Here is a 25,494-nt window from a genome sequence, read left to right on the forward strand (position 1 = left end):
TGCGGCGCAGGGGACACCGCAGAATAGAACAGGCGGCCCGGTCTGCTGCTTTGACCGGACCGCCTGACTTGAGAAAGAGGGGAAATATCCAGTTGGATCAATAGCCGAAACCAAAGGGCCAATTGTAGTAGCCGTTGTTCTGCTGGGACTGCTGTTGCTGCTGAGAGGCCTCCAGCTTCTCCTGGCTAAGCTCTTCCTGCAGGTCGCTCAGGGCGTTCTGCCGCTCCTGGTTGTCCTCATCCAGGACCACGGAGAGGTCCTGCTTCTCCCCGTCGCGGTAAATGGTGAAGGTGACGGTATCGCCGGCCTTTTTATCCCGCACGGCGTCCTTCAGCGCGGTGCTGGAATCCACCTCCGTGCCGTCCACAGCGCAGATGATGTCGCCCTTCTGGATGCCGGCCTTCTCAGCGCAGGAGCCCTCGAGGACGGCCTCCACCGAGGCACCGGCGGGCACGCCGTACTTGGTGGCGTAGTCGGGCACATCGGTCATCAGGATGCCCACATTGGGCTTTCCGGTGACATAGCCGTGCTCAATGATGTCGGTGATCATGCTGCGCACATCGTTGATGGGGATCGCGAAGCCCAGACCCTCGATGCTGGCCTCCGAGGAGTCGCCGTTGCTGGAGAGCTTGGCGGAGGTGATGCCCACCACTTCTCCGTAGGCGTTGAAGAGGGGGCCGCCGGAGTTACCGGAGTTGATGGCGGTGTTGGTCTGGAGCATATTCATGGTCTGCCCCTCGCTGGTGGTGACCGAGCGGTCCTTGGCCGAGACCAGGCCGTCGGTGAGGGACCAGGTCAGCTCACCCAGGGGGTTGCCGATGGTGTAGACCGGCTCACCCACCACCAGGGAGTCGGAATCGCCCAGGGTGAGCGCGTGGAGGCCGGTGGCCTCGATCTTGAGCACGGCCACATCGTTCTCGGCCTCGCCGCCCACCAGCTTGGCGTCATAGGTCTGGCCGTCCACAAAGGCGACCTTGATGGAGGTGGCGTCCTTGATGACGTGGTAGTTGGTGACGATATAGCCGTCCGAGGAGATCACGAAGCCGGAACCGGCGGCGGCGCCCTGCACCACATAGCCGTAGACATTGGTGTTGACCTCAGTGGTGATACCCACACAGGCATCCACATTGGCGGCATAGAGCTGGGCGGGGGTCATGGCCTCGCCCGACTTGACGCTGGTGGTATCTACATTGACGGTGGGGTGATTCCCGCCCTCATAGAGGACGGTATTGTTGGAAGAGCGGGAGATGTACCAGGCGCTTCCGCCGCCCACCAGACCGCCGACCAGGGCGCAGCACAGGCCGAGGGCTACGACTTTGCCGGCCATGCCGCCTTTCTTGCGGGGCGGCTTGGGGGGCTGGGCGCCGGTATCCCAGGGGTCGCTGTGTACGTGGAACTGGGTGGTCTCTATGGGATTGGTATCCGGTCCATCGGACTGGGGACGAAATTCCTGATTGTCAAACATAACACTCGCTCCTTTTGAGGGTTCTCTCTTGAACTGCTCTTAGGATACCCACAAAATATGTCCAAAGCGTGAAGAAACTTTACACGTTTTTTGAATTCGTATCCCCGCCTGGACGGTGCTTCAAAAAGGCGGAGAGATCAGCGGCTGCCAGGCGGATGTCCTCCAGCACGGGGTTAAAAATCCCCAGCCGGCAGATGTTGAGTACCACCATACAGACCACCGGGCCCAGGATCATCCCCAGCACGCCGGCCAGCTGCATGCCCACATAGATGCTGATCAGGGAGACCACGGGGGGAAGCCCGGTCTGATCGCCCACCACCTTGGGCTCTCCCACCCGGCGGAAGAGCGCGATCAGGCCCCAGATTACCATGAGCTCAATGGACTCCCGGAGATTTCCCAGGGCCAGGTCCACCACCGCCCAGGGCACCATGACGGTGCCCGCACCGATGATGGGGATAAAGTCCATAATGGCCAGAAGAAAGGCCAGCAGCAGCGTATAGGGCTGTCCAATGATGGTAAAGCCCGCCAGCAGGATGAAAAAGACCCCCACCGAGAGGATAAACTCGGCCTTCACATAGCCGCCGAAGGCGGAGAGAGCGGCCTGCCGCACCTCCTGCAAAAAGTGGCGGGAACGGCCGGTAAAGCGCTTGGAGACCAGATAGCGGATGTGGGGATAGTCGGCCGTCAGGTAATAGGAGCCCATCAAAAAGACCACGGTGCCCACCGCGAAGGAGGGAACCTGCTTGGCGATCCGGGTGGCATAGGCCGCCGAGCTGCCCAGGGCGGTGGTCACAGCCCCCTGGAGCCAGGTAAAGAGGCTCTCCAGATAGGCGTCGCTGGCGGTACGGATATCGGCCGGAATCAGGGACATAAAGCGGGAGAAGGCGTGATCCAGAGAGGAGAGCGCCTCCTGAAGCGCGGTGGAGATGGAGCTCCAGTCCTCATAGAGGGAGATAATCTCCTGGGCGATGTTCCAGATAAAGGCCACCAGTACGCCCCCCGCCACCGCCAGGATCAGAAGAATGAGCACCAGGGAGAGAAATTTACGGGAGATCCCCAGCCGCCGCTGGATTCCCCGCACCAGGGGATTGAGGAGCCAGGCCACCACAAAGGCCAGTACAAAGGGCATAAAGAGGGACAGCAGGGCTGGCCCCGCCAGGGCCAGCGCGGCCAGTACAAGCAGGGTGAGCAATAGCCGGATGCCAAGGCGCATCCAGAGCCGGCCCCGCTCCCGCCAGGAGAGTTCCTGATCTTCCATGGAAAGACCTCCCATTTCTGTTGGTGTATATGAGAGCAGTATAGCATGGATTCGGCGAAGAAAGGAGAGGAATCTGTAAATTTTTTTGCGTCAGCTGCCGGATGGGGTGAGATTCAGAAAGACCTGGCCTGCGGCCCGGGCAAAGCAGCGGGCGCCATTGAGGGCCTCTTGCAAGGTATTGCCATGGGTACCCACCTCCACCAACAGGGAGCCGGGAGTCAGATTTTGGTTGTAGACCGAGCTGCGCAGGGTCATGGGACGGGCCAGCGTGGGATAGAGGGTGTCCATGCTCCGCTGGATGCGGGCGGCAAGGGCCAGATTTTCCATCCAGTTGGGGTGGGTGGAGCCGCTGCCCAGCACCAGCATGACCTGAGCGGTCTTGACGCCGTCTACCTTGGTCACGGCCTTGTACACCGTGTTGTCGCTCCCCACCAGAGCGTCCCGATGGACGTCCAGCACCAGCTGGATGGAGGGATACTGGGCGAGATACTTCTGGATGGCGGCCCCCGAGCGGGAATAGGCCCCATTGTAGGCGGGATAGTCATAGACGCCCTTGTCGTGGAGCACGGAAAGGCCCATTTCGGTAAAGACCCGCTCCATCTCATTTCCCACCCGGATCATATTGTAGTTTTCGTCCAGGGTACGGGAATTCTGGTCACTGGGGGTGTAGACGTCGCTGCCGTCCGGAGTGTAGGCCTCGGTGGCATGGGTATGTATGATGAGGATTTGGGGACCCTGCTGGGGAAGCTGGGCCTTGATGGGGGCCGAGGCGGCCGCAGCCAGATCGACGGACAGGTTGGTCCGGTTATAGAGATACAGGCCGTCGGCATAGGCATATCCGTCGGTGCTGGTGGGGACCAGGGTGCGCTCCACAATGTCCCCGGGCGCGGCGGTGACTGCGGGTGGCTCTTCCTCCTCCAGGGGGGGCGTGGCAGAGGGCGCGGGCGCGGCGGAAGGGGTGGGCTGAGCGGCCAGGGGATCGGTGTCGTCGATCCCAGCGCCCTGGCGCAGCAGCGCCGACTGATCCACCACCAGACGCTGCCAGAAGTCCAGCTCGTCCATCGTGGTTCCAGTCTCCACATTCCCCAGCTCGGCCTGGAGGGCGGCGGAGACAAAGAGCGGACTGGAGGTGAGGGCGTCCAGACTCCCGGCGGCCAGCCCCCAGCCTGTCCCGGCCAGGAGGGCCCATACTGCCAGGGTGGCCAGAAAGAAGGCGGCGCAGCGCCGGAACAGGCGGGACCAGAGAATGCGGCTGTGTGTACGCATGAGACATCATCCTTTCTCTTCGGTGGGGGGACGAAATGGTTGGTCAAGCATATGCGCCCGGGCAGAGGGATATGCCTGTCCCGGAAAAAGCTTCCGGATGCCCTGCGCCTTGACATTTGGACGCTTTCCGATATAATAAGGCGGACCAGTTTGCCACGTTTACCGGCTTACCCGGGCGCGATGGGCAAGAAAACAGGCATTTTTCCAGGGGACAGCCCTCTGTGGAGGGGGATACCCGGCATGGTTCCCCGGCTTTGATCGTGTGTTTGAAAGGAAGTTTGGAAGATGATACGGATTTTGACGGACAGTACCAGCGACCTCTCCCCTGCCCGCGCGGCGGAGCTGGGGGTGGAGATTCTCCCCCTCACGGTCCTCTTTGGCGAAGAGGCCTTCCAGGACGGCGTGGAAATCACAAAAGAGGAATTTTATGCCCGGCTGGAGCAGGTGGACACCCTGCCCACCACCGCCCAGATCCCCCCCGAGACCTTTATCCAGACCTTTGAGCGGCTGACCGAAAACGGGGATCAGGTGCTGGCCATTCTGATCTCCAGCGCCATGTCGGGCACCTACCAGTCCGCCATGATCGCCCGGGGCATCGTGGATGAGAGCAACATCGCCGTGGTGGACGCCCAGACCGTCACCTTCGGCATGGGCCTTCTGGTGGAGGCCGCCTGTCTGCTCCGGGACAAGGGGTTCTCCCTGTCCGAGCTGAAGGGACAGGTGGAGGAGCTGGCCGGACGGGTGCGGCTCCTGGCCGTAGTGGACACCCTCAAGTACCTGAAGATGGGCGGGCGGATCTCGGGCGCCACCGCTGTGGTGGGCGGCCTGCTGGGCATCAGCCCCATCATCACCATTGAGGACGGCCTGGTCATCTCAGTGGGCAAATGCCGGGGCAGAAAGGCGGGCTTCCAGTTCATCCGTAAGTGGATGGAGGAGAAGGAGCCCATTGACACCACGCTGCCGGTGGCCTTCGGCCACTCCAACGCGCCCCAGGCCATGGCCGACTGCATGGCCTATTTTGCCGCGGAGACCCAGGGGATGACCGTGCTCCCCAGTGACATCGGCGCCGTGGTGGGCACCCACGCCGGCCCTGGCGCCACCGGCATCGCCTATTTTGTCCGGAAGTAAGAGAGAAACACAGCGGATGGCCTTCCCGCCCTGGGAAGGCCATCCGCTTTTGTCCGCAAATGACAGATGGGGAAAACTGTGCTATAATATCTTTCATATGGCCGTTTTATGGCCCATCTTTGCGTCCCAAAGGAGGAACCAATATGAGTGCACGGGAGGAATTCATCGAACTCTTCACCACACATATCCACCGGGAGGGCAGCGAGGCCCTGCTGGATTATCTTCAGAATAAGAGCGACTTTTTCACCTCCCCTGCGTCGGCCAAATTCCACGGGGCCTATGTGGGCGGCCTGTGTGACCACAGCGTGAACGTGTATCACTGCCTGCGGGAGTATCTGGAGCGGGAGCGGGTCAAAGAGCTCTACGGTCTGGAGTACGGGGAGGAGAGCATCGCCATCGCCGCCCTGCTCCACGACGTGTGCAAGATCGGATGCTATAAGACGGGCACCCGAAACGTCAAGGGACCCGACGGCAAGTGGCAGGCGGTCCCCACCTTCTTCTACGAGGATAACCTGCCCTATGGACACGGGGAGAAGTCGGTCTATATTCTCAGCGGCTTCATGCGTCTCACCCGGGAGGAGGCCATGGCCATCCGCTGGCACATGGGATTTTCGGGCGGAGAGGACGCCCGGCTGGTGGGGCAGGCCCTCCAGCAGTACCCCCTGGCCTTTGCCCTGAGCGTGGCCGATATGGAGGCCACGTATTTCCTGGAAAATGAGGAGGCGTAATTCCTGTGGCAAAGCGTGAAAACGATCTGGGCAGAGATCCCATCGGCCCGCTGCTGGTGCGTCTGGCCGTGCCGGCGGTGACGGCCCAGCTGGTCAACGCCCTGTACAACATCGTGGACCGGATGTACATCGGCCACATTGAGGGGGTGGGTGACCTGGCCCTCACAGGACTGGGCATCTGCTTCCCGGTCATCATGTTCGTCTCGGCCATCTCCGCCCTGGTGGGTATGGGCGGCGGCTCCCGGGCGGTGGTGCGCATGGGAGAGGGCAAGATGGAGGAGGCAAACGCCATCCTGGGCAGCTGTACCGCCCTGCTGGTCCTGCTCTCCATCCTGGTGACGGCGGGCTTCCAGGTAGTGCGGGAGCCCATGCTCCTCCTCTTCGGAGCCACGGAGAATACCCTGAGCTACGCCTCGGACTACCTCACCATCTACCTGTGGGGCACCATTTTTGTGGAGATCTCGCTGGGATTGAACTTTTTTATCACCTCCCAGGGATTTTCCACCGTCTCCATGGCCACGGTCCTCATCGGAGCGGTCACCAACATCGTACTGGACCCCATTTTTATCTTTGGATTCGGGATGGGTGTACAGGGCGCGGCCCTGGCCACTATTACCGCCCAGGCCGTCTCGGCGGTGTGGGTGCTGCGCTTCCTCAGCGGAAAGCGGACCCGGCTGCGCTTCCAGCGCCGCTACTTCCGCCTGGATGGCCGGGTGCTGGCCCCGGTGCTGGCGGTGGGGGTCTCCCCTTTCATCATGCAGTCCACCGAGAGTCTGGTGAACATCTCCTTCAACTCCTCCCTCAAGGCCTTCGGCGGGGACCCTGCCGTGGGCGCCATGACCATCTGCTCCAGCATCATGCAGATTTTCAGCATGCTCTTCCAGGGGCTCTCCCAGGGGGCCCAGCCCATTGTGGGCTTTAACTACGGCGCGGGACAGATCGACCGGGTGAAAAAGACCTTCCGCCTGCTCTTCTTCTCCTCGCTGGCCTTCAGTACTGCTGCCTGGGGTGCCATCGAGCTCTTCCCCCAGGTCTTTGTATCCATCTTCAACGACGAGCCAGAGCTGGTGAGTATCGCGGTGTGGACTCTGCGGGTGTATGCCGCCGGTATGTTCATGCTGGGCATCCAGTTCTCCTGCCAGCAGACCTTTGTGGCTCTGGGAGAGGCCAAGGTCTCCCTCTTCCTGGCTCTGCTGCGCAAAATCATCCTGCTCATTCCCCTGATCTTTATCCTGCCCAACTTCTTTACGGATAAGGTGCTGGGCGTCTTTGTGGCGGAACCCGCCGCCGACGTGCTGGCTGCCATCACCACGGGTCTCATCTTCCTGTGGCGCTTCCCCCGCATCCTGCGCCGCCGGGCCCAGGAGACCCACGGACCCAAGACGGTATAAAAAAGGAGGATTTCCTGCCATGAACAACATCACGCTGATCGGTATGCCCGGCTCGGGGAAGAGCACCGTGGGGGTGCTTCTGGCCAAGACCCTGGGCTTTGATTTCCTAGACACCGACCTGCTCATTCAAAAGCGGGAGGGCGCGCTGCTCCAGGAGGTGCTTGACGCCCACGGCACAGAGGAATTTCTGGATCTGGAGGCCGATGCCATCTGCTCGGTGGACTGTGAGCGCACCGTCATCGCCCCGGGCGGGAGTGTCATCTGCCGGGCCAGGGGGATCGAGCACCTGAAGAGCTTGGGCAAGGTGATCTATCTGCGCATCCCCTGCGAGGTGCTGGAGGAGCGCATCCACAACATGGGCTCCCGGGGGATCGCCTTCCAGCCGGGCGAGACACTGCGGGACATCTATGAGTACCGCACCCCGCTGTATGAGAAATACGCCGACATCATCGTGGACGGTGATAAAGGTTCCCTGGAGGAGACCCTGGCCGCGGTGCTTCAGGCCCTGATCGGCTGCGCGTGAGCGAAAGGAGGAGCCATATGGAAGAGCGTACACGGAAAGGACTGCACATTTCGCCGGTGGACAGTGCGGAATTGTCCTATAAGACCAAGTTGGCGCTCATTGACTTCATCCGCGGCTACGAAACAGACCAGCCCTTCAAGCTGCCCAGTGAAGATCAGCTGGCCCAGCGTCTGGGCGTGAGCCGCAATGCGCTGCGGGATGTATTGGCCTCGCTGGAGGAGATGGGGCTGGTCACCCGTCAGCGCAGCAAGGGGACCCTGGCCAACCCCAAAGTGGCCCGGGAGTGCCGGATGGATACCGACCCGGGTCTGATCCGGATGATCACCCGAATGGGGTGTCAGCCCCGGTATGAGGTGACTTCCCTGCGCTTTGTGGAGGACAAGGACTCCGGACTGGAGCAGAACTCCGACTCCTATCTGGAGGTGGGAAAGCTCTTTTATGCCGACGACACCCCGGTGGCCTTTGCCAATGACCATGTAGAGGGCAAGATCGCCGCCGGACACCGGGAGCAGTTTGAGGTTCTGCGGGAGGAAAACTGCTTTTTCTTCCTCAAGGAGTGCTGCGGCGTGTCGGTGGCATACAGCATGTCCACCTTCGACGTGATGCAGGCGGACGAGGCCCTGCAGAAGCTCTTCCATGTGGGACCGGAAGAGCTCTTCCTGGTGATGGACGACATTGTCTACTCCCGGGATCTGGAGATCGTGTGCCATGCGGTATCCTATTACCGCAAGGGGTATCTGCCCCTCAAGGTGCTGCGCAAGGGCTGGTAAATCAAATTGGAATCAGAAAGACCGCGTTCCCTGGAGGCAGGGGGCGCGGTCCTTTTTTGACATGGAATAGACAAACTATACAAATTCAATTTTAAAATAAGATAATTTGCTATTGATAACAACGGAAAGGTGTGGTACTATCTCGATAGTAGAATAATACTACTAATAGAAGAACCAAAAGGACCCCGGATCAAAAAGGAGGTTTTCATTTGGATTTTTCCATCAATCAACGGGCCCTGGCCATGGTGGAGGAGGAGATCCTTCCCCACCAGGAACAGCTCCAGGTGCGGGCCCACACCCTGGCCAACGGCGCCACGGTCATCGACATGGGCGTGGAGGAAAAGGCGGGCTGGCGTGCGGGCAAGCTCTTTACCGAGAGTTGCCTGGGCGGACTGGGCCGGCTGGACTTTACCACCATGTGGATCGGGGAGCATCTGGTCCCCGCCGCCACCATTACGGTGGACCGCCCCACGGTGGCCGAGCTCTCCTGCCACGACGCCATCTATGTGATGAACTACCATGGAGTGCGCACCACTTTCTCCGGCCCCTTCCGGGCCATTGGGGGCATGGACGCCTATGCCCGCGCCACGCCCTACCGGGACCCCTGTACCGCCCGGGCGGTAGCCCATCTCCAGACCACAGAACTGCCTGGAGAGGAGATGACCACCCAGCTGGCCGGGGAGATCGGCATTGATCCCTCGGGCCTCTATCTGCTGGCCGCCCGGACCGGGACCCTGGCCGGAGCGGTACAGGTCTGCGCCCGCAACGTGGAGCAGACCTTCCCCACCCTGCTGGACCGGGGCTTTAATACGGATTGTGTGGTGCAGGCCTCGGGGAGCGCCCCCATCTTCGGCGCGGTGGCCGACGAGTATGTGGCCTACGGCCGGGTCAACGACTGCCTGATCTATGGGCAGGAGACCAATCTCTGGGTGGACTGCACCGATGAGGAGATTGAGCGCATCCTCCCCGATCTGACCTTTGACAAGAACCAGGACATCTACGGCGTCTCCTTTGAGGAGCTCTTTGCCCGCAGCGGGCACAACTGGGCCCATGTCCCCCGGGACTGGGACGCCCCCTGCAAGATCAATTTCCACAATCTCCGCACGGGACATGCCTTCTCCTCCGGCCGTCTGGGCTATGACACGCTGGAGCGGAGCTTTCTCGGAATCTGATGTGAGGTGACGAATATGACCAGCTTGGAGTGTGCCCGCGCGGCCTTTGCCGCGCTGTGTGAGAACAGCCCCGCCAACCACTGCCGCCTGGAGGGCAGCGTTCTGGACGCCGGGAAAGAGGTCCCCGGCGGATGGAGTTCCGCCCGGACGCTGACCGAGGGACTCTATGGCGGGAAAGCCATCGTAAACGTGTCCCAGCAGAGGCTGGGCGAGGAGCAGGTCCCCACTGTGGAGATCCTGTGCGACGACCCGGTGCTGGCCTCGGAGAGCTTTACCTCCCGTGAGGGGCTGGTGGGCCTGCAGGAGGCGGACGGCGCCTGGGCACTGGCCTATGGGGAAAACGCCGGCGGAGCGCGGGGCAATGTGGTGCTGGCCGTTCCGGCCAGCCTGTGCGCCGTGGTGGTGGAAGCCGCCGCGGCAGTGCCCCGGGCGGTATCCTATCTCCTGGAGCAGGGCGTGCCCCAGGAGGAGATCCTGTGGGGCTGGAGCTGCTGCCCGGTGGTGCTCCCCTCTCTGGACGGGGAGGCGGTCCGTGCCGCCCACCGCGCCGCCATCGCTGCCCACGGGGTATGCAGCATCTGGGTCCGGAGCACGCGCGCCGACCTGGAGACACTGGCCCGGAATTGGGGAGATTTCCGCCTGCGCCTGCACTGCCTGGAGGACGGAAAGACCTATGGCGCTTCGTCCGGAACCGGGGCCGTTTAAACGTATATCCAGGGCCCGCATTCGGGGAAATCCACTTGTATTTCCAAAGAAATATGATATACTGAATCATAGACTTTCCACATCTGCGCCCGCTGGTCTTGTCCGGCGGGCGCAGGTGCGTACCGGGGCAGCACAGCGCTCTGGAGAGAATAAATTGCAAAGGATTTCGAGACACATGACATTCCGTGAACTCGGCCTCATCGAGCCCATCCTGGGGGCCCTGGCCGAACTGGGGTATGAGCGCCCCTCCCCCATCCAGGAAAAGGCCATCCCGCCGGCCCTCACCGGGCGGGACGTACTGGGCTGCGCCCAGACCGGCACCGGCAAGACCTGCGCCTTTGCCACCCCCATCCTCCAGCGGCTCAACGCCGAGTCCGTCCAGGGCCGGCCCATCCGTGCCCTGATCCTCACCCCCACCCGGGAGCTGGCGCTCCAGATCCAGGAGAGCTTTGAGGCCTACGGCAAGCATCTGAAGCTGCGCTCCACCGTGATCTTCGGCGGCGTTGGCCAGGCTCCCCAGGTGGAGCGGCTGCGCAAGGGTGTGGACATCCTGGTGGCCACCCCCGGCCGTCTGGCCGACCTCTACCAGCAGAAGCTGCTGGACTTCTCCGGCCTGGAGATCTTTGTTCTGGATGAGGCCGACCGGATGCTGGATATGGGCTTTATCCACGATGTGAAGAAGATCCTCAAGTGGCTTCCCCCGCGCAAGCAGACCCTCTTCTTCTCGGCCACCATGCCCGCCGAGATCACCGAGCTGGTGGACTCCCTCCTTCACGACCCGGCCCGGGTGGCGGTGGACCCGGTCTCCTCCCCGGTGGAGGTCATCGACCAGAAGCTCTACTATGTGGACCGGGGCAATAAGACCAAACTCCTCTCCTCCCTGCTCATGGCGGGCAATGTGAAGAACGCCCTGGTTTTTACCCGCACCAAGCATGGGGCCAACAAAGTGGCCGGAGATCTCCAGAAGAGCGGCATCACCGCCGCCGCCATCCACGGCAACAAGAGCCAGACCGCCCGGCAGCAGGCCCTCTCCGACTTCAAGAGCGGCCGGGTCAAGGTGTTGGTGGCCACCGACATCGCCGCCCGGGGCCTGGACATCGAGGAGCTCTCCCACGTGTTCAACTATAACCTCCCCGATGTGCCAGAGACCTATGTCCACCGCATCGGCCGTACCGGCCGGGCCGGTCACGGCGGCACCGCCGTCTCCTTCTGCGACATCAATGAGAAGGATGAGCTCAAGGGCATCGAAAAGCTCATGGGCCGCTCCATCCCGGTGGTGGAGGATCACCCCTGGCCAATGGAGGTCTTTGAGCCTCTGCCCCGGGACAAGAAGGGGCGCCCGGTGAATCCGGAGGATGCCGAGGCCCGGGCGGCCGCCAAGGAGCGCCGCCGTGCCCGGGACGCGGCCAACAAGGCCGCCGCCGAAGAGCGCAAGGCCAAGGCCGCCCAGAAGGCCCAGGCGGCAGAGCCCGCTCCTGCCCCCAAAAAGAAGGGAGAGCGTCCCGCCCCGACGGTTTCGGCGGAGCAGACTCCGGCCCGGAAGAAGCGTGCCCGCGGCTACCGTGCCAGCGCTACTCTGGAGGAGGCGCTCACCGCCACCGCGCCCGCCCGTCCTGTCCGGGAGAGTGGGAACCGCCGGGAGGAGGAGTTCCACCATACCGATCCCCTGGCCGGAGATGTCATTATGGACGCCACCGCCCGCCTGCTGGCCCCCCGGCCCCGGATGTTCCAGAGCAAGGAGCAGCCCCGCAAGGAGCGCCCAGCCCGCCGGAGCAAGTCTCCCCGCCCCGCGGGAGAGGAGAACGGGCAGGAGAAGCGCCCGTCCCACTCCCCCAAGGAGGAGAAGCAGGCCCGCCCCGCCCAGAAGAAGAGCATGCCGGCCAAGGCCCTGGACGTGCTGGGCGGCGGGAAAAAGAAGCGCAATGGCCGCGGCAAGGGCCCCGGCCGTCCCCGCGAGGTGGAGCTGCGCACCGATGGGGTGAAGGACTCCACCGAGCTCTCCTCCAGCCTCATGAAGCCCTACTATCTGAGCGACGACTAAAAAGGGCCTGCCGCAAGGGATAGCGTTTTCGACTTCTCAATTGAAAATAGGTATATGAAAACCGTTGCCGGGAACTGATATTACACAGTTCCCGGCAACGGTTTTTTAAAACGCTATTTCATAACAAGCCCTAAGCGGACTTTTACAGGGCCAGATCCAGCGTATAGGCTGTGTGGAGCAGGGCGGGATAGGCGTCCTCCGACCCGGCCGGGGCGGCCAGGGTGAGCTCTACATAGGAATTGGAGTTTTCCACGGAAAACACGGTGTACACAGTCGTTCCCTCCTGATAACGATAGAATACAGCGGGCAGACCCCGGAAGAGGATGACGTCGGGCTGCTCCAGCAGCTCCACACCGCCCAGGGCGTCCCGCAGCGCGGTGAGCCGGGAGACCGAGAAGTCTGCCAGCGTGGCGGCATTCTGGCCGGATTTGGCAAAGGAGAGGGCTTTCAGCGTGCCGTTCTGGTCGGTGAAGGTGAGACCGGCAGCTCCGTCCTGCTGAATCTCTTCCCAGTTCCCCGCGCCGAAGGTGAGGCGGAAGGCGCCGTCGGTATTTTCCACGGTGGTCCCGTCGACGGGGGTGTCCAGGGCGGAGGTCACCCGGCTCTCCGGCAGGGCCAGACGGTTGAGGATGGCGGCGGCGCTGGAGCGGTCGATGGGGGCATCCGGGGAGAAGGTGCCATCCCCCGTTCCGGCCAGTACCCCGGCGTTATAGAGGAGATAAATAGCCCCGGCGTGGGCAGTGGAGGAGGTCACATCGGGGATGGAGGCCACCCGGTTGATCCGGGGGAGCTCCTCCACCGGCAGGGCGTAGGCAAAGATACCTGCCATATCCGAGCGGGTGATGGGCGCGCTGTAATCGGAGAACTCCTTGCGCAGGATGAGGCCGTTTTCCTCGGCGTAGTCCACCGCGTTCTCATACCAGGGGGAGCCGCCGGGGGTAAAGCTCTGCCCGGTGTAGGCGGAATGGACCTGGGCGGCCATGGTGATGGCCTCAGCAGCGGAGAGTTGGCCCTGAGGATCAAAGCGGCCGTCTCCCTTGCCCTTCATCAGGCCCAGCTTCACGGCCTGCTCCACGTCGGCGGCATACCAGGCCCCGGCGGATACGTCGGAAAAGCCCGGATAGGTCCCGTCCGGGACAAAGGCGTCCATCCCGGCGGCCAGCGCGGGGACGGCAAGGGTGAGCGCCAGGCCCAGAGGGGCCAGACGGCGGAACAGGGTGTGAGCCATGATAAAACGCCTCCTAGAGAGTGTGTCAGAATGTGTTCTGCCCCATTAGACGGCGGGGCGGGGAAAAAGTTCCCCCCAATACGGAATTGACCGGGGAGAAAAAAGCGGGTATACTGTCGGCCAAAGGAGGAATGCCTATGTGGCGCGCAGTACTGGCCGCCCTGGTGTTAGTCAATCTGGTGGAATTTGTCCTGATGGGCTGGGATAAACGGCGGGCCCGGCGGGGCGAGTGGCGGGTGCGGGAGCGGACCTTTTTCCTCCTGGCCCTTCTGGGGGGCGCCCTGGGCGGGATCGTGGGGATGCAGGTCTTCCGGCACAAGACCAAGCACTGGTACTTTCGTTACGGACTCCCTGCCATCCTGATACTTCAGGGAGGGCTGGCCCTCTGGCTGGCACTGGGACGCCACCTCCCCGGCGGCGGGTAAAAAAAGCGGGTCTGCTGATGCAGACCCGCTTTTTTGATGTGGTTCTGGGGCTGGGCCTTAGAGACCGGCGATCCGCTCCGCCACGACCGCCACGACCGGAAGGGTAATGATGGAGAGGAGGGTGGAGAGGGTGACGATCTGAGCCGCGCTCTCGGTGTCCCGGTCAAACTGCTCGGCAAACATGGCCGTGACGCCGGCCGTGGGCACACCGGACAGGATCACCACGGCCACAAAGCTGATGGGGTTGAGGTGGAAGGGCAGCAGGATCAGGGCCGTCAGGACGGGAGCCACCACCAGCTTGATGACGGCGCCCAGGTAGAGCCGGGTGTTGCGGAAGGTGGCGGGCAGGTCGGCGGCCGCCATCTGAGCGCCGATGACCAGCATGGCCAGAGGGGTGTTCAGATCGGCCAGATAGCCGATGGTATTGCCTACCGGGGAGGGCAGGCGGATCTCCGCAAAGAAGAGGGGCAGCGCAATGAGAATGCCCAGGATGGGCGGGCTGAGCAGGACCTTTTTCACCGAGAAGCGGCTGGGGCCGCCCATAAGGTAGACGCCGTAGGTCCACACCAGCAGGTTGAAGGCCACAAAGACCGGCATGGAGTACACCAGGCTTCCGTCCCCCAAGATGGCGGACATGAGGGGGAAGCCCATAAAGCCGGTGTTGCCGAAGATGACGGCAAAACGGAGAGTGTCCCGGCGGTCCAAGTCCTGCCGGCGGAAAAAGCACTGGCAGAGCAGAGCCAGGACCAGATAACTGAGGATGACCAGACCAAAGGAAAAGACCATGTCGTGCAGCAGCGCCGGGTCATATTCCACCTGGAGGGAGTCAATGATGATACAGGGCGTCACCACATACAGCAAAAGGAATGAGAGCTGGGGCAGCGCCTCGGGGGTGAGCTTTCCCAGTTTGGCCAGCAGATAGCCAACGCTCATCAGCAGAAAAAGCGTCCCCACCTGTCCAATGACGATCAACAGATTTTGAAAAAAGCTGCTCAAGCAGATCTCCTCCTATGAGATACCTAAAAATTCACGCAAATTTTATTATACTGTTTTGGACCAGCATTTGTAAATAAAAAGTCCACTCAAAATTGACAAAATATCCCCCCTTGTCCTATACTGATTTCGATTCAATTGAGAATGAGGAGGAATATCATGTCACCCAAAGCATTCCGGGAACGGGGGTATCTGAGCCTGTTCGCGTCCTATTACAGGCCCCATATGGCCCTCTTCCTGCTGGATATGATCTGTGCCCTGGGCATTGCCGCGGTGGATCTGTCCTTCCCCCAGGTATCCCGCTGGGCCATGCAGACCCTGCTGCCCGACCGGCTGTTCGCCACCTTTTTTGCCGTCATGGCCATCCTCATCCTGGCCTATGTGCTCAAGGCCGGGCTGAGCTTTATCGTCACCTATTGGGGCCACCTGATGGGCGTGCGTATTGAGGCGGACATCCGCCGGGACCTCTTTGCCCATATGCAGACCCTCTCCTTTTCCTTCTATGACAAGAACCGCACCGGCCACCTGATGAGCCGGGTCACCGGCGATCTCTTCGAGATCGCCGAGCTGGCCCACCACGGCCCCGAGGATATGTTCATCTCGGCCGTGACCCTGCTGGGGGCCTTTGTGGTGATGCTGAATATGCAGTGGAAGCTGGCGCTGGCCGTCTTTGTGGTGGTGCCGGTCTTCCTGCTGTTCTCCGTGTTCCAGCGCAAGCGGATGATGCGCTCCTCCACCCAGGTCAAGCAGAAGCTGGCAGGCATCAACGGCGAGGTGGAGTCCTGCATCTCGGGTATGCGCACCGCCAAGGCCTTTGCCAATGAGGACACTGAGCGGGCCAAGTTTGAGGCGGCCAACGACCGCTACCGCAACGCAAAGCGGGGCTATTACCGCACGATGGCCATCTATTTCTCCGGAATGGAGTTTGCCATGGGCATCCTGCCGGTGCTGGTCATCGCCTACGGCGGCATCCTCATCATGCAGGGGGAGATGGACTTCATCACACTGACCACCTTCTCCCTCTATGTGACCACCTTCATCAGCCCCATCCGCAAGCTGTCGGCCTTTATGGAGATGCTCATGCAGGGCACCGCCGGGTTCAAGCGCTTTGTGGACCTCATGCGGCTGGAGCCTGAGATCCAGGATGCCCCCGACGCGGTGGAGCTGGGTGCCTCCGCCCCGGTGGCGGGCGACATCCGGGTGGAGGACGTCACCTTCCGGTACGAGAGCACCTCCCCTGCCGTACTGGAGGGAGTCTCCCTCCATGTCCATCCCGGGGAGACCGTGGCGGTGGTGGGCCCCTCCGGCGGCGGAAAGTCCACCCTGTGCCAGCTCATCCCCCGCTTCTACGATGTGACTGAGGGGCGCATCCTCCTAGACGGCCGGGACGTGCGCGAGCTTCAGCAGCGCTCCCTGCGGGAGAACATCGGCATCGTACAGCAGGATGTGTTCCTCTTTGCGGGGACCATCTACGACAACATCCGCTACGGACGGCCCGACGCCACCGAGGAGGAGGTCATCGAGGCCGCCCGCCGGGCTGAGATCTATGAGGACATTCTGGAGATGCCCGACGGCCTCAACACCTATGTGGGTGAGCGGGGCGTCATGCTTTCGGGCGGACAGAAGCAGCGTATCTCCATCGCCCGTATCTTCCTGAAAAATCCCCCCATCCTGATTCTGGATGAGGCCACGTCCGCTCTGGACAGCGTCACGGAGCACCGCATCCAGTCGGCCTTTGACGAGCTGGCCAAGGGGCGCACCACCCTCATCATCGCCCACCGGCTCTCCACCATCCGCAGCGCCAACCGTATTCTGGTCATCGACGGCTGCGGCATCGCCGAGGAGGGCACCCATGAGGAGCTGCTGGCCCGGGGCGGCCGGTATGCCGCCCTCTATGAGGCCCAGCGGGCGGTGGCGGCCGAGTAAACCGGCTGCTTCCCTGGGGTAAAATCCATAGAAAAACGGCCGGAGCCGCACGGATTTTCCGTGCGGCTCCGGTATTCTCTTTCTGCTAGGACAGGGCCTATGTGCTGCGGAAGGGGCCAAAAGGAAAGGCTTGCTCCTTGCGGTTTGGTGCGGTACAGGGTATCATAAAGCCTATGGAACAGATTCGATGATAGACCTTACAGAAGGTGTAAAGCCAAGGGGGAGGAAAAGAAATGGAATGGGTACTGAGCGTTGGGGTGGTCGCCGCAGTGCTGCTGGTGCTCTGGCGGGTCGGGGTCCTGAGCGGCGGCGCCTCTCTGTGCGTAGGCGGCTGCTGGGGCTGGCGGGACCGATGGACAGGGCGGTATTCTTATTTTTCTGGGCTGTTGTGGCGCCGCTTCCGGCCGGCCGCGGGGGGCTATGATGTGCTGGTGGTCCAGGTAAAGACGCAGGCCGGAAATTTGGACCTGGAATTGCGGGAACGGGACGGGACCGTGCTCTACTGCTGGTCGGAACTGGAGGATGCCTCTTTTTGTGTGGATGTGTGTGGAAAAAAGGACCTGATCGTCCGGATCGAGGGGAACAGTTATAAGGGAAACTTTTCCCTGCGGCTGCTCCGCTCCCAGGAGGACCGGGAAGATACACCGTAATGGGCCATATCTGACCCAGGTGGAATTTCGGGTGGAGCCGCATTAAGAGAACAACAGAGCACCCTTTTCCCCAACCTTCCATAGGATGGGGGAAAAGGAGGCTCGATATGAAGCTATGGACGGCGTTGACCGGCGCGATTTGTTTTGCGCTGGCCTGTAATTTGGACACGGTGCTGCTGGCGGCAGCCTATGGGGGGCGCGGGCTCTCCATCTCGCCCGGGCCCTCGCTGGTGCTGGCGGGAGTGACTACCCTCATCACAGCCCTCTCGCTGCTGCTGGGGAACGCGGCCACCGCAGTGCTCCCCCCGGAGACGGCGGAAGTGCTGGGCGGGCTGGCCCTGGTGGGCATTGGATGCTGGTTTTTACTGGATTACCTGCGGGGGCGCACTGAGGCGGCGGAAGAAGAGCCGTCGTCGCCCGGGCTGGCGGGTTGGGTCTCGCTGGCGGCCGCGCTGGCGGTAAACAACGCGGGTGCGGGCGTGGCAGCCGGCGCGGCCGGGATCCCCACCCTGGCGGCGGCGGGAAGCAATTTTCTGGTGACACTGGTGGCCCTTCCCCTGGGACACCGGCTGGGCTGCGGCGCGGCGGAGCGGCTGCTGGGGCGGTATGCCCTTCCCCTCTCGGGCGGCCTGCTGGTGCTGCTGGGCGCCTGGGAAGTCCTGCTCTGAGGCAGGGGGACCATAGAAAGGACGGTTACATATGACAAGATTGGAGTACTTGGGCGGCCGGGAGGCCGTCATTGCGGGTATTTTGGAGGAATTTCAGGGCCTCTCCGCCCGGCCCCACGGGTCCGGACAGGAGGAGGCGGAGAGCCGCTATCTGGTGGAGCGGCTGAAGGGACTGGGCCTCTCCCCCGTCCGGGACCGGGCGGGGAACGTGATGGCGGACGTACCCGCCACGCCCGGCCGGGAGGAGTCTCCCCTTCTCATCCTCCAGGGACACATGGACATGGTGTGCACCGTCCGCCCGGGCAGCGGGTTTGATCCCCGCAGAGACCCGCCCCGGGTGGTGGTGCGGGACGGCTTTGTGCGCACCGACGGCAATTCCACCCTGGGGGCGGACAATAATTTGGGGAACGCCGTGGTCCTCTACCTGCTGGCGCAGGGCGTGGAGCACGGCCCCCTGCGCCTCCTGTTCACGGTCAGTGAGGAGGTGGGCCTCAAGGGGGCGGCCCAGGTGGACCCCAGCTGGCTGGCGGGGGCCTACGGCCTATTGAACACGGATGGGTTCCACTTCGGCCGGGCCATTGCCGGTTCGGCCGGGGGCCGGCGGGAGACCTATGTCCGTACCCTGGATCGGCGAGCGGCCACCGGGACGGAGGGCTGGCACATTGCTCTGACCGGCGGCACCGGTGGCCACTCGGGGGACGACATCCACCGGGGACGGCTCAACGCGGTGCAGACCCTGGCGTCCTTCCTCCAGGATCGGGCGGCGGACTGGGAGGTAGCCGAGTTCTCCGGCGGCTCGGCCCACAACGCCATTCCCGCCTCGGCCCAGGCGGTGCTGGTCCTTCCGGCCGGACAGGAGGGGCTTTTACAGGAGCAGGTGGCCGCCCTGAGGGCGGAGATTACCCGGCGTTACGGCGAAAGCGACCCCCATGCCCGGGTGGAGGTGGAGCCCGTGCCCTGTCCGGAGCAGGTGTGGGGCGGCGAGACCGTCCGGGCGGTGTGCGGCCTGGCCGCGGGGCTCTTCCACGGGGTATACGCCATGCACCCGGCCTTTCCGAATGTGGTGGGGGTATCGGCCAATGTGGCGGCCGTCCAGCTCCGGGGGGAGGAAGCGGCAGTGCTGGCCTTCATCCGCTGCGCCCGGCGGGAGGAGGAAGCGATCCTCTTCCCCATGCACGACGCGGCGGCGACCCAGGCGAGCTTCACCCTGCGGGAGGTCTCCTACTACCCTGGCTGGCCGGGCGATCCCCAGAGCCGCCTGATCCAGGTGCTCTGTCAGAGCTATCAGGAGGCCGTGGGGCGGGAAATGGAAGTGACCGCCGTCCATGTGGGGCTGGAGCCCTCCGTCCTGGGAGAAAAGGCCCCCGGTATGGTGATGGTGAGCGCGGGTCCCGACATCCTGGACGCCCACTCGGTGGATGAGCGGGCCCCTCTGGATACCCTGCCCGATTATGCCGTCACTCTGGCCGGTGTGCTGGCCGGGATTTAAAACAAACACGATAAAAATAGAACCGCGGCCCGCGATCATACGATCGCGGGCCGCGGCTTTTCTTGAATAAGAGGGGCTTACATCTGGGTGAGCATCCCGGCCACCTCGGAGAGGTAGTTGGGCTGGAAGGACTCGATCTCGCCCTGGTCGCAGGCGGCGGCCAGCTTGGGATCGATGGGCAGACGGGCCAGCACCTTCAGGCCGTGCTCGGTGGCCACGGCGTCGATGTGGCTCTCGCCGAAGATGGCGTGCTGCTTGCCGCAGTCGGGGCACTGGAAGTAGCTGTAGTTCTCCACCAGGCCCAGCACGGGGATGTGCATCATCTCGGCCATCTTGACGGCCTTGGTGACGATCATGCTCACCAGATCCTGAGGAGAGGTGACCATGATGATCCCGTCCACGGGCAGGGACTGGAACACAGTCAGGGGCACGTCACCGGTTCCGGGAGGCATATCCACGAAGAGATAGTCCAGCTCGCCCCAGATGACATCGGTCCAGAACTGCTTGACAGTGCCGGCAATGACCGGACCGCGCCAGATGACGGGGTCGGTCTCATTCTCGGTGAGGAGGTTGAGGCTCATCACCTCCACCCCGCTCTTGGAGGTCTCGGGGTAGATGCCCAGCTCGCTGCCCGCGGCCCGGGTGTGGATGCCGAAGGCCTTGGGAATGGAGGGGCCGGTGATGTCGGCGTCCAGGATGCCGACCTTCTTGCCCAGGCCGGCCATGGCGCAGGCCAGAGAGGAGGTCACCAGGCTCTTGCCGACGCCGCCCTTTCCGCTGACCACGGCGATGACCTTCTTGACGTGGGAGAGCTCATGGGACGGGACCTGGAAGCTCTGGGGACTGGTGCGCTCCGAGCAGCTCTCGCCGCAGGAGGAGCAGTTGTGGGTGCATTCAGACATGGGTCATGTTCCTTCTTTCTTGTATTTCTCCAGGTAAATGGGGATCACTTGTATCGGTATGTCCCGCCGCCGATAAACTCCCGGATGAGGGAGCTGGGCGGGACCAGCGCGGGGTCGATGGGCTCAAACCACCGGAAGGCATCCAGCAGGTCGTGGAGCTCCTTCCAGCGGGGATTGCTGGGGGGCAGACTCTCCAGAGCCTGGGCCAGCGGGGCGGTGTAATTGGCGAAGACCGCCGCCTCATAGGGCAGCGAGGAGTCCACCACGATGTGGGCCCGGCCCTTGTAGGGGGAAATATACCGCTTCTCTCCCCGGCGGACGTTGTGCCACATGGACAGGGTGTCGGTGAGGTCGGTGCCCCGGAAGTTGCAGTCCCGCACGGCCCGGCGGGTAATGCGCATCCAGGTGCCCTTGAAGCGGACCGCCCCGTCCTCCAGCACGTTGGAGCGGGCTGAGACGTAGAGGGCGGTGGCCTCCGGATGGCGCCCGGCGATGTCGTCGTTCAACGCGTGGATGCCCTCAAAGATGGCCACCTCGTTGTCCCGGAGGTGGAGGGGCCAGCCCTTGGCGTCATTGCGCATCTGGCGGGAGAACTCAAACCGGGGGATGGTGACCTCTTCCCCCCGGGAGAGGCGGGTGAAGGTCTCGTCCAGCAGGGCCATGTCCAGCAGCTGGGGGGATTCAAAGTCGATGTCCCCCTCCGGGGTGCGGGGCGCGGCGGGATGGCTGGGGGGGTGAAAGTAATTGTCCAGCGAGACCGTGTGGGTGTTCACACCCCGGCGCTCCAGCTCCTCCTCCAGCTTGAGGGCGGAGGTGGTCTTGCCGGAGCCCGACGGGCCGGAGAGGAGCACGATGGGGCTCTTCTCCATGCGCTGGACGATGACGTCGGCCGCGTGGCGGATGCGCTCCTGGTAGGCCTCGTCACACTCGGCCAGAAAGGCAGCGGGATCGTGTCGGGTGCGCGTCCGAATCTCCGTGAGGGAATAGGCCATAAAGCCTCCTTTCCGGGGGGATCACTCCCCCTGACGCAGTTGGAGCAGGAAGTCGGCGGCCTGATGTTTGCCGCGCAGAAGCTTTTCCAGACTGTCCACGTACTCGTGGGGATATTTCGGATTGGCGATGCGCTCGATGCGCCCGGTGCGGGGGTGGACCAGCTTGGTCACGCCGCCCCCTCCAAGAGATAGTATGGTGTGGAGCTCCTCCATCATGCAGATATTGTAGAGACTTTCCCAACCCGGCTTGGCCCAGCCCACATTTTCAAAGGAGCCGGACATGTATTTCTGACGGTAGAGGTAGTAGGGCACCTGCCCGTGGGCGCGCAGGGTCTCCCACGCGTAGGAGAGCATGGCGTCCACATCCTCCGCCGTGGGGAGAACGGGGCTCTCCCCCGTGCCGTCCCCCATCAGGCGGGAGCCCTTCTTGAGGGCCAGAGTGTGGACGGTCACGTTCTCCGGGTCCAGCGCCAGGACCTGGTCCAGGGAGGCGCGGAAGCCCTCCGGCGTATCCTGGGGCAGTCCGGCGATGAGGTCCATGTTCACGCAGGGGATGCCCGAGGCGCGCACCAGCTCAAAGGAGCGCAGGATGTCGGCGGCGGTGTGGGCCCGGCCCATGGCGGCGAGGACGGCGTCCTGCATGGTCTGAGGATTGACCGACACCCGCTGTACCCCCCGGCGGCGCAGGACGGCGAGCTTTTCCGCGGTGATGGTGTCGGGCCGCCCCGCCTCCACCGTGTATTCCGTACAGCGGGAGAGGTCAAAGCGCTCCTCCACCCGGCCCAGCAGCAGATCCAGCTGAGGGGCGCTCAGGGTGGTGGGGGTGCCGCCCCCCACGTAGAGGGAGCGCACGGCGTACCCGGCCCGGCGCAGCTCCTCCGCAGTGGCGTCCACCTCCTGGAGGAGGACCTCCAGAAAGGGCGAGAGGAGCTTGAGGGTCCGGCCCACGTCGGCCGAGACAAAGGAGCAGTAGGCGCACCGGGTGGGACAGAAGGGGATGCCGATGTAGAGGGATACCTCGTCCTCCCGCAGGCTCTGCTTGGCCCGCAGGCTGGCCTGGGCGCAGTCCAGGGCCAGGGAGGCCCGGCCCGGGGAGACCCGGTAGGTCTCCCGCAGCTCCCGCTCGGCCTCTTGGGGCGTGGCTCCCCGCTCCATGGCGCGGGTGGGGATCTTGACCGGGCGCACGCCGGTGAGGGCCCCCCAGGGGGGCTCGTGGCCCAGGGCGGCCACCCCGGCCCGGTAGAAGGCCAGCTTCAGGATACGCTGGCACACCCGGTCCCGGACCAGGGGATCTTCCCCACCGGGGACCGGGGCGGAGTCCTCCCCCACGGTCTCCTTCCCCTGCCAGCGCAGGACGGCCCGGGCGTGCAGGGTGTCCCCCTGAGGGGTAAGGGTGAGGAGAACTGCGTTTGCCCCCTCGGGGGCGGGGGTATAGTCGGGCCGCTCCTCCGGAAAGAGGGTGAGCATCATCTGCTCGGCGGCATATCGGTAGTCATGTCCTTGTAAGGTCAGATGCATAAGAGGGACGGAAGGGACTTTGTTTCCCGGGAAACAGAGTCAGTCTTCCTTCATCGCCTCCTTCAGATAGTAGTTGTATTTGCGCTCATGGTCCAGCGTGGAGGGGTCCATGTGGCCGGGCAGGACGGTCAGGTCCCCTTCCAGTCCGCCCAGGCGGCGGAGGGAGGCGCGCATCGCGTCATAGCTTCCCCCGGGCAGGTCGGTGCGGCCCATGGAGCCCTTGAAGAGGGTGTCGCCGGTGAGCAGGGTGTCCCCCACCCGCAGGACCACCGAGCCCTGGGTGTGGCCGGGAGTGTGGAGGACCTCCAGGTCCACCCCGCCCACCTGCACGTGGTCTCCGTCCTGGTAGAAGGTCAGCTCCCCCATCTCCTCGATGCGGAAAAAGGGCTTGGGCATCTCCGCATCGCCGGGGTGGACGTAGACGGGCACGCCGGGCAGCTCCTGCCGCAGAGCAGGCACGCCCATGGTGTGGTCGTAGTGGGCGTGGGTCAGGAGGATGCACTGCACCTCCCACCCCTCCGCACGGACGGTGGACAGGATGCGGGGATCGGGGTCGCCGGGATCGACGATGGCGCAGCGCTTGCTGGCCTCATCGGCCACCAGATAGCAGTTGGTGGACACGGCGGGGAGCAAAATGGTCTTGATTACCATGGAAATCACCTCAGTCAGAGATCGTATTACATGTGGTCGGTGTCAAAGAGAATGGTGACGGGGCCGTCGTTCTGAGAGAACACTTGCATATCGGCGCCGAATTCGCCATGTTCCACGTGAAACCCTCTGCCTTCGCACTCGGCCATGAACTTCTCGTAGAGAGGGACGGCGATGTCGGGCTTGGCGGCCCCAGTGAAGCCGGGACGGCGGCTCTTGGTGTCGGCGTAGAGGGTAAACTGGGAGACCACCAGAAGGCTTCCCCCCACCGCCTCCAGATTGCGGTTCATCTTGCCGTTCTCGTCCTCAAAGACCCGCAGGCCGCAGACCTTATCGGCCATCTTGATGGCCTGGGCCTCGGTGTCGTTGGGGCCCACACCCAGCAGGACCAGGAAGCCCTGATCGATGGAGCCGTTGACCCGGCCGTCGATCTCGACGGAGGCGTTTTTCACTCGTGTCACAACTGCGCGCATACTATCATCCTTTATCTGTATCGTGTGGAGCTACCGGTATTCCCGCTTCATGCCCCGGGCATACATGGGGTCGATGTCAAAGTAGACCAGATCGCCGGCCGAGCACTTGAGGTCGGTCACGTCCACCAGGGTCTCGATGGCGCCGATGCGGCCCAGGACCCGGGCCTTCTGCCCGTTGACCCGCACGGTGATGTGGCGGGCCCGCCACCAGCGGCGCAGGGTGGCCAGGAGCCCTGCATCCCGCCCCCGGGAGACCCCAAAGCCGTTCTGATAGCCCACCGGGATCACGGCGATCCGGGTGGGGCGGTGGAGACGGACGGTGGACTCGTTGCCCACAGTGTAGTCCTTGGGGACCCAGCGGGTCTCCTCAATGCCGGCCTCGCCGTAGCCCACCCGGAGCAGGCCGTCTCCCCGCCGGCGGCGGCAGCGGCCCAGCAGGACCGACCCGGCCCGCACCGCGTCCATCCGGGCAAAGTCGTAGTGCATCAGGGCGTAGGAACCGGCGGCGTGGACGATCCCGGTCTCAAAGCCGGCCTGGTGTACCGCCTCCACCACCCGGTGGAACTGCTTGAGCTGCTCGGCGGCGTTGTGCCCGTCGGCGTGGATGGAGTGGACCTGGGTATAGATGCCCGAGAGGGCCACGTTGGGCAGATTCCGGTAGATGTTCACGATCTTCTCCGGCTCCCCGGCCAGGAAGCCGCCGAAGCCCAGACCGGTATCCACCTGGATGTGGGCCTCAGCCACGGTGGAGCGGGCCTCCGCCGCGCTGTTGAGGGCGAGGCCGGTGTCCACCGAGCCCACGGTGCACACCACATTCAGGTCCAGCAGGCGGTCCAGCTCCTCCCGGTCGGTGGTGGCCCGGAGCATGAGGATCTCCTCATCCACCAGACCGGCCTTGCGCACGGCCTCGGCCTCCTCTGGCTCGGACACGGCAAAGCGGCGGACGCCCTCCTCCCGGAGAAAGCGGGCCAGCTCCGCGGTGCCCGCGCCGCCGCCGTCCCCGGTGAGGACCCCGTAGATGGCGGCGCTGCCCGCCCGCTCTTTCACCACGGCAATATTGTGTTTCAGGGCTTTTTTCTCCAAAACCAGTGTTTTCACAGCCCTCGCCTCGCTTGTCTCGGTCATGTTCCCCCGC

The 25,494-nt window shown here is 63.5% G+C and carries 24 protein-coding genes; 13 read left to right on the forward strand and 11 right to left on the reverse strand.

Translation table 11 applies throughout. The features are described from left to right. Positions 1-97: 97 nt before the first annotated feature. The 3 genes from I2C21_RS05975 to spoIIP all read right to left on the reverse strand — a co-directional run bounded on the left by I2C21_RS05975 (position 98) and on the right by spoIIP (position 3,989). A complete protein-coding gene (locus I2C21_RS05975; protein WP_195278787.1) occupies positions 98-1,465 on the reverse strand; it encodes a S1C family serine protease in 1,368 nt (455 codons plus the stop codon). A 79-nt stretch (positions 1,466-1,544) separates the two neighbouring features. Further along, positions 1,545-2,723 carry a sporulation integral membrane protein YtvI gene (ytvI, locus tag I2C21_RS05980; protein WP_180956820.1) on the reverse strand — a complete coding sequence of 393 codons (1,179 nt, stop codon included), beginning with the start codon at positions 2,721-2,723 and terminating at the stop codon, positions 1,545-1,547. Between the two features lie 90 nt (positions 2,724-2,813). Further along, positions 2,814-3,989 carry a stage II sporulation protein P gene (gene spoIIP / locus I2C21_RS05985; RefSeq protein ID WP_186963191.1) on the reverse strand — a complete coding sequence of 392 codons (1,176 nt, stop codon included), beginning with the start codon at positions 3,987-3,989 and terminating at the stop codon, positions 2,814-2,816. Between the two features lie 285 nt (positions 3,990-4,274). Between spoIIP and I2C21_RS05990 the strand changes: the two genes are divergently transcribed. From I2C21_RS05990 to I2C21_RS06025, 8 genes are all read left to right on the forward strand, one after another. Continuing rightward, entirely contained in the window at positions 4,275-5,117 is an 843-nt protein-coding gene (locus tag I2C21_RS05990; protein WP_186963190.1) for a DegV family protein, read from the forward strand. A gap of 143 nt (positions 5,118-5,260) precedes the next feature. Beyond that, positions 5,261-5,845: an HD domain-containing protein gene (locus I2C21_RS05995; protein WP_101692510.1), complete on the forward strand. Its 585-nt coding sequence runs from the start codon at positions 5,261-5,263 to the stop codon at positions 5,843-5,845. 5 nt (positions 5,846-5,850) lie between these two features. Continuing rightward, positions 5,851-7,236: an MATE family efflux transporter gene (locus I2C21_RS06000; protein WP_195278788.1), complete on the forward strand. Its 1,386-nt coding sequence runs from the start codon at positions 5,851-5,853 to the stop codon at positions 7,234-7,236. A 19-nt stretch (positions 7,237-7,255) separates the two neighbouring features. Further along, the gene (locus I2C21_RS06005; protein WP_101692508.1) at positions 7,256-7,759 is read left to right on the forward strand and encodes a shikimate kinase; all 504 of its coding nucleotides are present in this window, start codon (positions 7,256-7,258) and stop codon (positions 7,757-7,759) included. Between the two features lie 17 nt (positions 7,760-7,776). Further along, entirely contained in the window at positions 7,777-8,529 is a 753-nt protein-coding gene (locus I2C21_RS06010; RefSeq protein WP_101692507.1) for a GntR family transcriptional regulator, read from the forward strand. A 209-nt stretch (positions 8,530-8,738) separates the two neighbouring features. Beyond that, positions 8,739-9,701, forward strand: a complete 963-nt coding sequence (locus tag I2C21_RS06015) for a methenyltetrahydromethanopterin cyclohydrolase (protein ID WP_195278789.1) — start codon at positions 8,739-8,741, stop codon at positions 9,699-9,701. 15 nt (positions 9,702-9,716) lie between these two features. Beyond that, positions 9,717-10,406 (forward strand): methenyltetrahydromethanopterin cyclohydrolase, encoded by a 690-nt coding sequence (locus tag I2C21_RS06020; RefSeq protein ID WP_195278790.1) that lies wholly within the window; start codon positions 9,717-9,719, stop codon positions 10,404-10,406. A gap of 175 nt (positions 10,407-10,581) precedes the next feature. Then, positions 10,582-12,447, forward strand: a complete 1,866-nt coding sequence (locus I2C21_RS06025) for a DEAD/DEAH box helicase (RefSeq protein WP_193535751.1) — start codon at positions 10,582-10,584, stop codon at positions 12,445-12,447. A 142-nt stretch (positions 12,448-12,589) separates the two neighbouring features. Here I2C21_RS06025 and I2C21_RS06030 read toward each other — a convergent pair whose 3' ends face one another. Continuing rightward, complete coding sequence (locus tag I2C21_RS06030) at positions 12,590-13,675, reverse strand: S-layer homology domain-containing protein (protein WP_195278791.1); 1,086 nt, start codon at positions 13,673-13,675, stop codon at positions 12,590-12,592. Positions 13,676-13,812: 137 nt separating this feature from the next. Between I2C21_RS06030 and I2C21_RS06035 the strand changes: the two genes are divergently transcribed. Continuing rightward, positions 13,813-14,100: a DUF1294 domain-containing protein gene (locus I2C21_RS06035; protein ID WP_195278792.1), complete on the forward strand. Its 288-nt coding sequence runs from the start codon at positions 13,813-13,815 to the stop codon at positions 14,098-14,100. A 57-nt stretch (positions 14,101-14,157) separates the two neighbouring features. Here the strand turns inward: I2C21_RS06035 and I2C21_RS06040 are convergent, their stop codons facing one another. After that, positions 14,158-15,096, reverse strand: coding sequence for an AEC family transporter (locus tag I2C21_RS06040; RefSeq protein ID WP_186963181.1), 939 nt, complete (start codon positions 15,094-15,096; stop codon positions 14,158-14,160). A 156-nt stretch (positions 15,097-15,252) separates the two neighbouring features. On the opposite strand from I2C21_RS06040, the gene I2C21_RS06045 reads away from it, so the two are divergent. The 4 genes from I2C21_RS06045 to I2C21_RS06060 all read left to right on the forward strand — a co-directional run bounded on the left by I2C21_RS06045 (position 15,253) and on the right by I2C21_RS06060 (position 19,826). Then, positions 15,253-17,019: an ABC transporter ATP-binding protein gene (locus I2C21_RS06045; protein ID WP_101692498.1), complete on the forward strand. Its 1,767-nt coding sequence runs from the start codon at positions 15,253-15,255 to the stop codon at positions 17,017-17,019. A 233-nt stretch (positions 17,020-17,252) separates the two neighbouring features. Then, positions 17,253-17,669 (forward strand): hypothetical protein, encoded by a 417-nt coding sequence (locus I2C21_RS06050; protein WP_186963179.1) that lies wholly within the window; start codon positions 17,253-17,255, stop codon positions 17,667-17,669. A 107-nt stretch (positions 17,670-17,776) separates the two neighbouring features. Next, complete coding sequence (locus I2C21_RS06055; RefSeq protein ID WP_193535757.1) at positions 17,777-18,337, forward strand: MntP/YtaF family protein; 561 nt, start codon at positions 17,777-17,779, stop codon at positions 18,335-18,337. Between the two features lie 31 nt (positions 18,338-18,368). Then, the gene (locus tag I2C21_RS06060) at positions 18,369-19,826 is read left to right on the forward strand and encodes a M20/M25/M40 family metallo-hydrolase (protein ID WP_195278793.1); all 1,458 of its coding nucleotides are present in this window, start codon (positions 18,369-18,371) and stop codon (positions 19,824-19,826) included. A gap of 77 nt (positions 19,827-19,903) precedes the next feature. Here I2C21_RS06060 and I2C21_RS06065 read toward each other — a convergent pair whose 3' ends face one another. Genes I2C21_RS06065 through I2C21_RS06090 form a run of 6 tightly spaced genes read right to left on the reverse strand, consistent with a single transcriptional unit; the run spans position 19,904 to position 25,457 of the window. Then, positions 19,904-20,728: an Mrp/NBP35 family ATP-binding protein gene (locus I2C21_RS06065; RefSeq protein ID WP_195278794.1), complete on the reverse strand. Its 825-nt coding sequence runs from the start codon at positions 20,726-20,728 to the stop codon at positions 19,904-19,906. Between the two features lie 44 nt (positions 20,729-20,772). Next, positions 20,773-21,720, reverse strand: a complete 948-nt coding sequence (locus I2C21_RS06070) for a uridine kinase family protein (protein WP_193535761.1) — start codon at positions 21,718-21,720, stop codon at positions 20,773-20,775. Positions 21,721-21,741: 21 nt separating this feature from the next. Then, positions 21,742-23,238, reverse strand: coding sequence for a coproporphyrinogen dehydrogenase HemZ (gene hemZ, locus I2C21_RS06075; RefSeq protein WP_195278795.1), 1,497 nt, complete (start codon positions 23,236-23,238; stop codon positions 21,742-21,744). A 39-nt stretch (positions 23,239-23,277) separates the two neighbouring features. Continuing rightward, entirely contained in the window at positions 23,278-23,889 is a 612-nt protein-coding gene (locus tag I2C21_RS06080) for an MBL fold metallo-hydrolase (RefSeq protein WP_195278796.1), read from the reverse strand. A 26-nt stretch (positions 23,890-23,915) separates the two neighbouring features. Then, the gene (gene dtd / locus I2C21_RS06085; RefSeq protein WP_195278797.1) at positions 23,916-24,359 is read right to left on the reverse strand and encodes a D-aminoacyl-tRNA deacylase; all 444 of its coding nucleotides are present in this window, start codon (positions 24,357-24,359) and stop codon (positions 23,916-23,918) included. Between the two features lie 30 nt (positions 24,360-24,389). Next, positions 24,390-25,457 carry an alanine racemase gene (locus I2C21_RS06090; RefSeq protein WP_193535769.1) on the reverse strand — a complete coding sequence of 356 codons (1,068 nt, stop codon included), beginning with the start codon at positions 25,455-25,457 and terminating at the stop codon, positions 24,390-24,392. Positions 25,458-25,494 lie beyond the last annotated feature (37 nt).

The sequence above is a fragment of the Clostridium sp. J1101437_171009_A5 genome (assembly GCF_015547905.1).
GTDB classification, from domain to species: Bacteria; Bacillota; Clostridia; order Oscillospirales; family Oscillospiraceae; genus Pseudoflavonifractor_A; species Pseudoflavonifractor_A gallinarum.

Excerpts from the sequence above, each read along its gene's own strand:
- I2C21_RS05975 (WP_195278787.1), bottom strand. The coding sequence starts at position 1,465 with ATGTTTGACAATCAGGAATTTCGTCCCCAGTCCGATGGACCGGATACC.
- ytvI (WP_180956820.1), bottom strand. The coding sequence starts at position 2,723 with ATGGAAGATCAGGAACTCTCCTGGCGGGAGCGGGGCCGGCTCTGGATG.
- spoIIP (WP_186963191.1), bottom strand. The coding sequence starts at position 3,989 with ATGCGTACACACAGCCGCATTCTCTGGTCCCGCCTGTTCCGGCGCTGC.
- I2C21_RS05990 (WP_186963190.1), top strand. The coding sequence starts at position 4,275 with ATGATACGGATTTTGACGGACAGTACCAGCGACCTCTCCCCTGCCCGC.
- I2C21_RS05995 (WP_101692510.1), top strand. The coding sequence starts at position 5,261 with ATGAGTGCACGGGAGGAATTCATCGAACTCTTCACCACACATATCCAC.
- I2C21_RS06005 (WP_101692508.1), top strand. The coding sequence starts at position 7,256 with ATGAACAACATCACGCTGATCGGTATGCCCGGCTCGGGGAAGAGCACC.
- I2C21_RS06010 (WP_101692507.1), top strand. The coding sequence starts at position 7,777 with ATGGAAGAGCGTACACGGAAAGGACTGCACATTTCGCCGGTGGACAGT.
- I2C21_RS06020 (WP_195278790.1), top strand. The coding sequence starts at position 9,717 with ATGACCAGCTTGGAGTGTGCCCGCGCGGCCTTTGCCGCGCTGTGTGAG.
- I2C21_RS06025 (WP_193535751.1), top strand. The coding sequence starts at position 10,582 with ATGACATTCCGTGAACTCGGCCTCATCGAGCCCATCCTGGGGGCCCTG.
- I2C21_RS06030 (WP_195278791.1), bottom strand. The coding sequence starts at position 13,675 with ATGGCTCACACCCTGTTCCGCCGTCTGGCCCCTCTGGGCCTGGCGCTC.
- I2C21_RS06035 (WP_195278792.1), top strand. The coding sequence starts at position 13,813 with ATGTGGCGCGCAGTACTGGCCGCCCTGGTGTTAGTCAATCTGGTGGAA.
- I2C21_RS06045 (WP_101692498.1), top strand. The coding sequence starts at position 15,253 with ATGTCACCCAAAGCATTCCGGGAACGGGGGTATCTGAGCCTGTTCGCG.
- I2C21_RS06050 (WP_186963179.1), top strand. The coding sequence starts at position 17,253 with ATGGAATGGGTACTGAGCGTTGGGGTGGTCGCCGCAGTGCTGCTGGTG.
- I2C21_RS06055 (WP_193535757.1), top strand. The coding sequence starts at position 17,777 with ATGAAGCTATGGACGGCGTTGACCGGCGCGATTTGTTTTGCGCTGGCC.
- I2C21_RS06060 (WP_195278793.1), top strand. The coding sequence starts at position 18,369 with ATGACAAGATTGGAGTACTTGGGCGGCCGGGAGGCCGTCATTGCGGGT.
- I2C21_RS06065 (WP_195278794.1), bottom strand. The coding sequence starts at position 20,728 with ATGTCTGAATGCACCCACAACTGCTCCTCCTGCGGCGAGAGCTGCTCG.
- I2C21_RS06070 (WP_193535761.1), bottom strand. The coding sequence starts at position 21,720 with ATGGCCTATTCCCTCACGGAGATTCGGACGCGCACCCGACACGATCCC.
- hemZ (WP_195278795.1), bottom strand. The coding sequence starts at position 23,238 with ATGCATCTGACCTTACAAGGACATGACTACCGATATGCCGCCGAGCAG.
- I2C21_RS06080 (WP_195278796.1), bottom strand. The coding sequence starts at position 23,889 with ATGGTAATCAAGACCATTTTGCTCCCCGCCGTGTCCACCAACTGCTAT.
- dtd (WP_195278797.1), bottom strand. The coding sequence starts at position 24,359 with ATGCGCGCAGTTGTGACACGAGTGAAAAACGCCTCCGTCGAGATCGAC.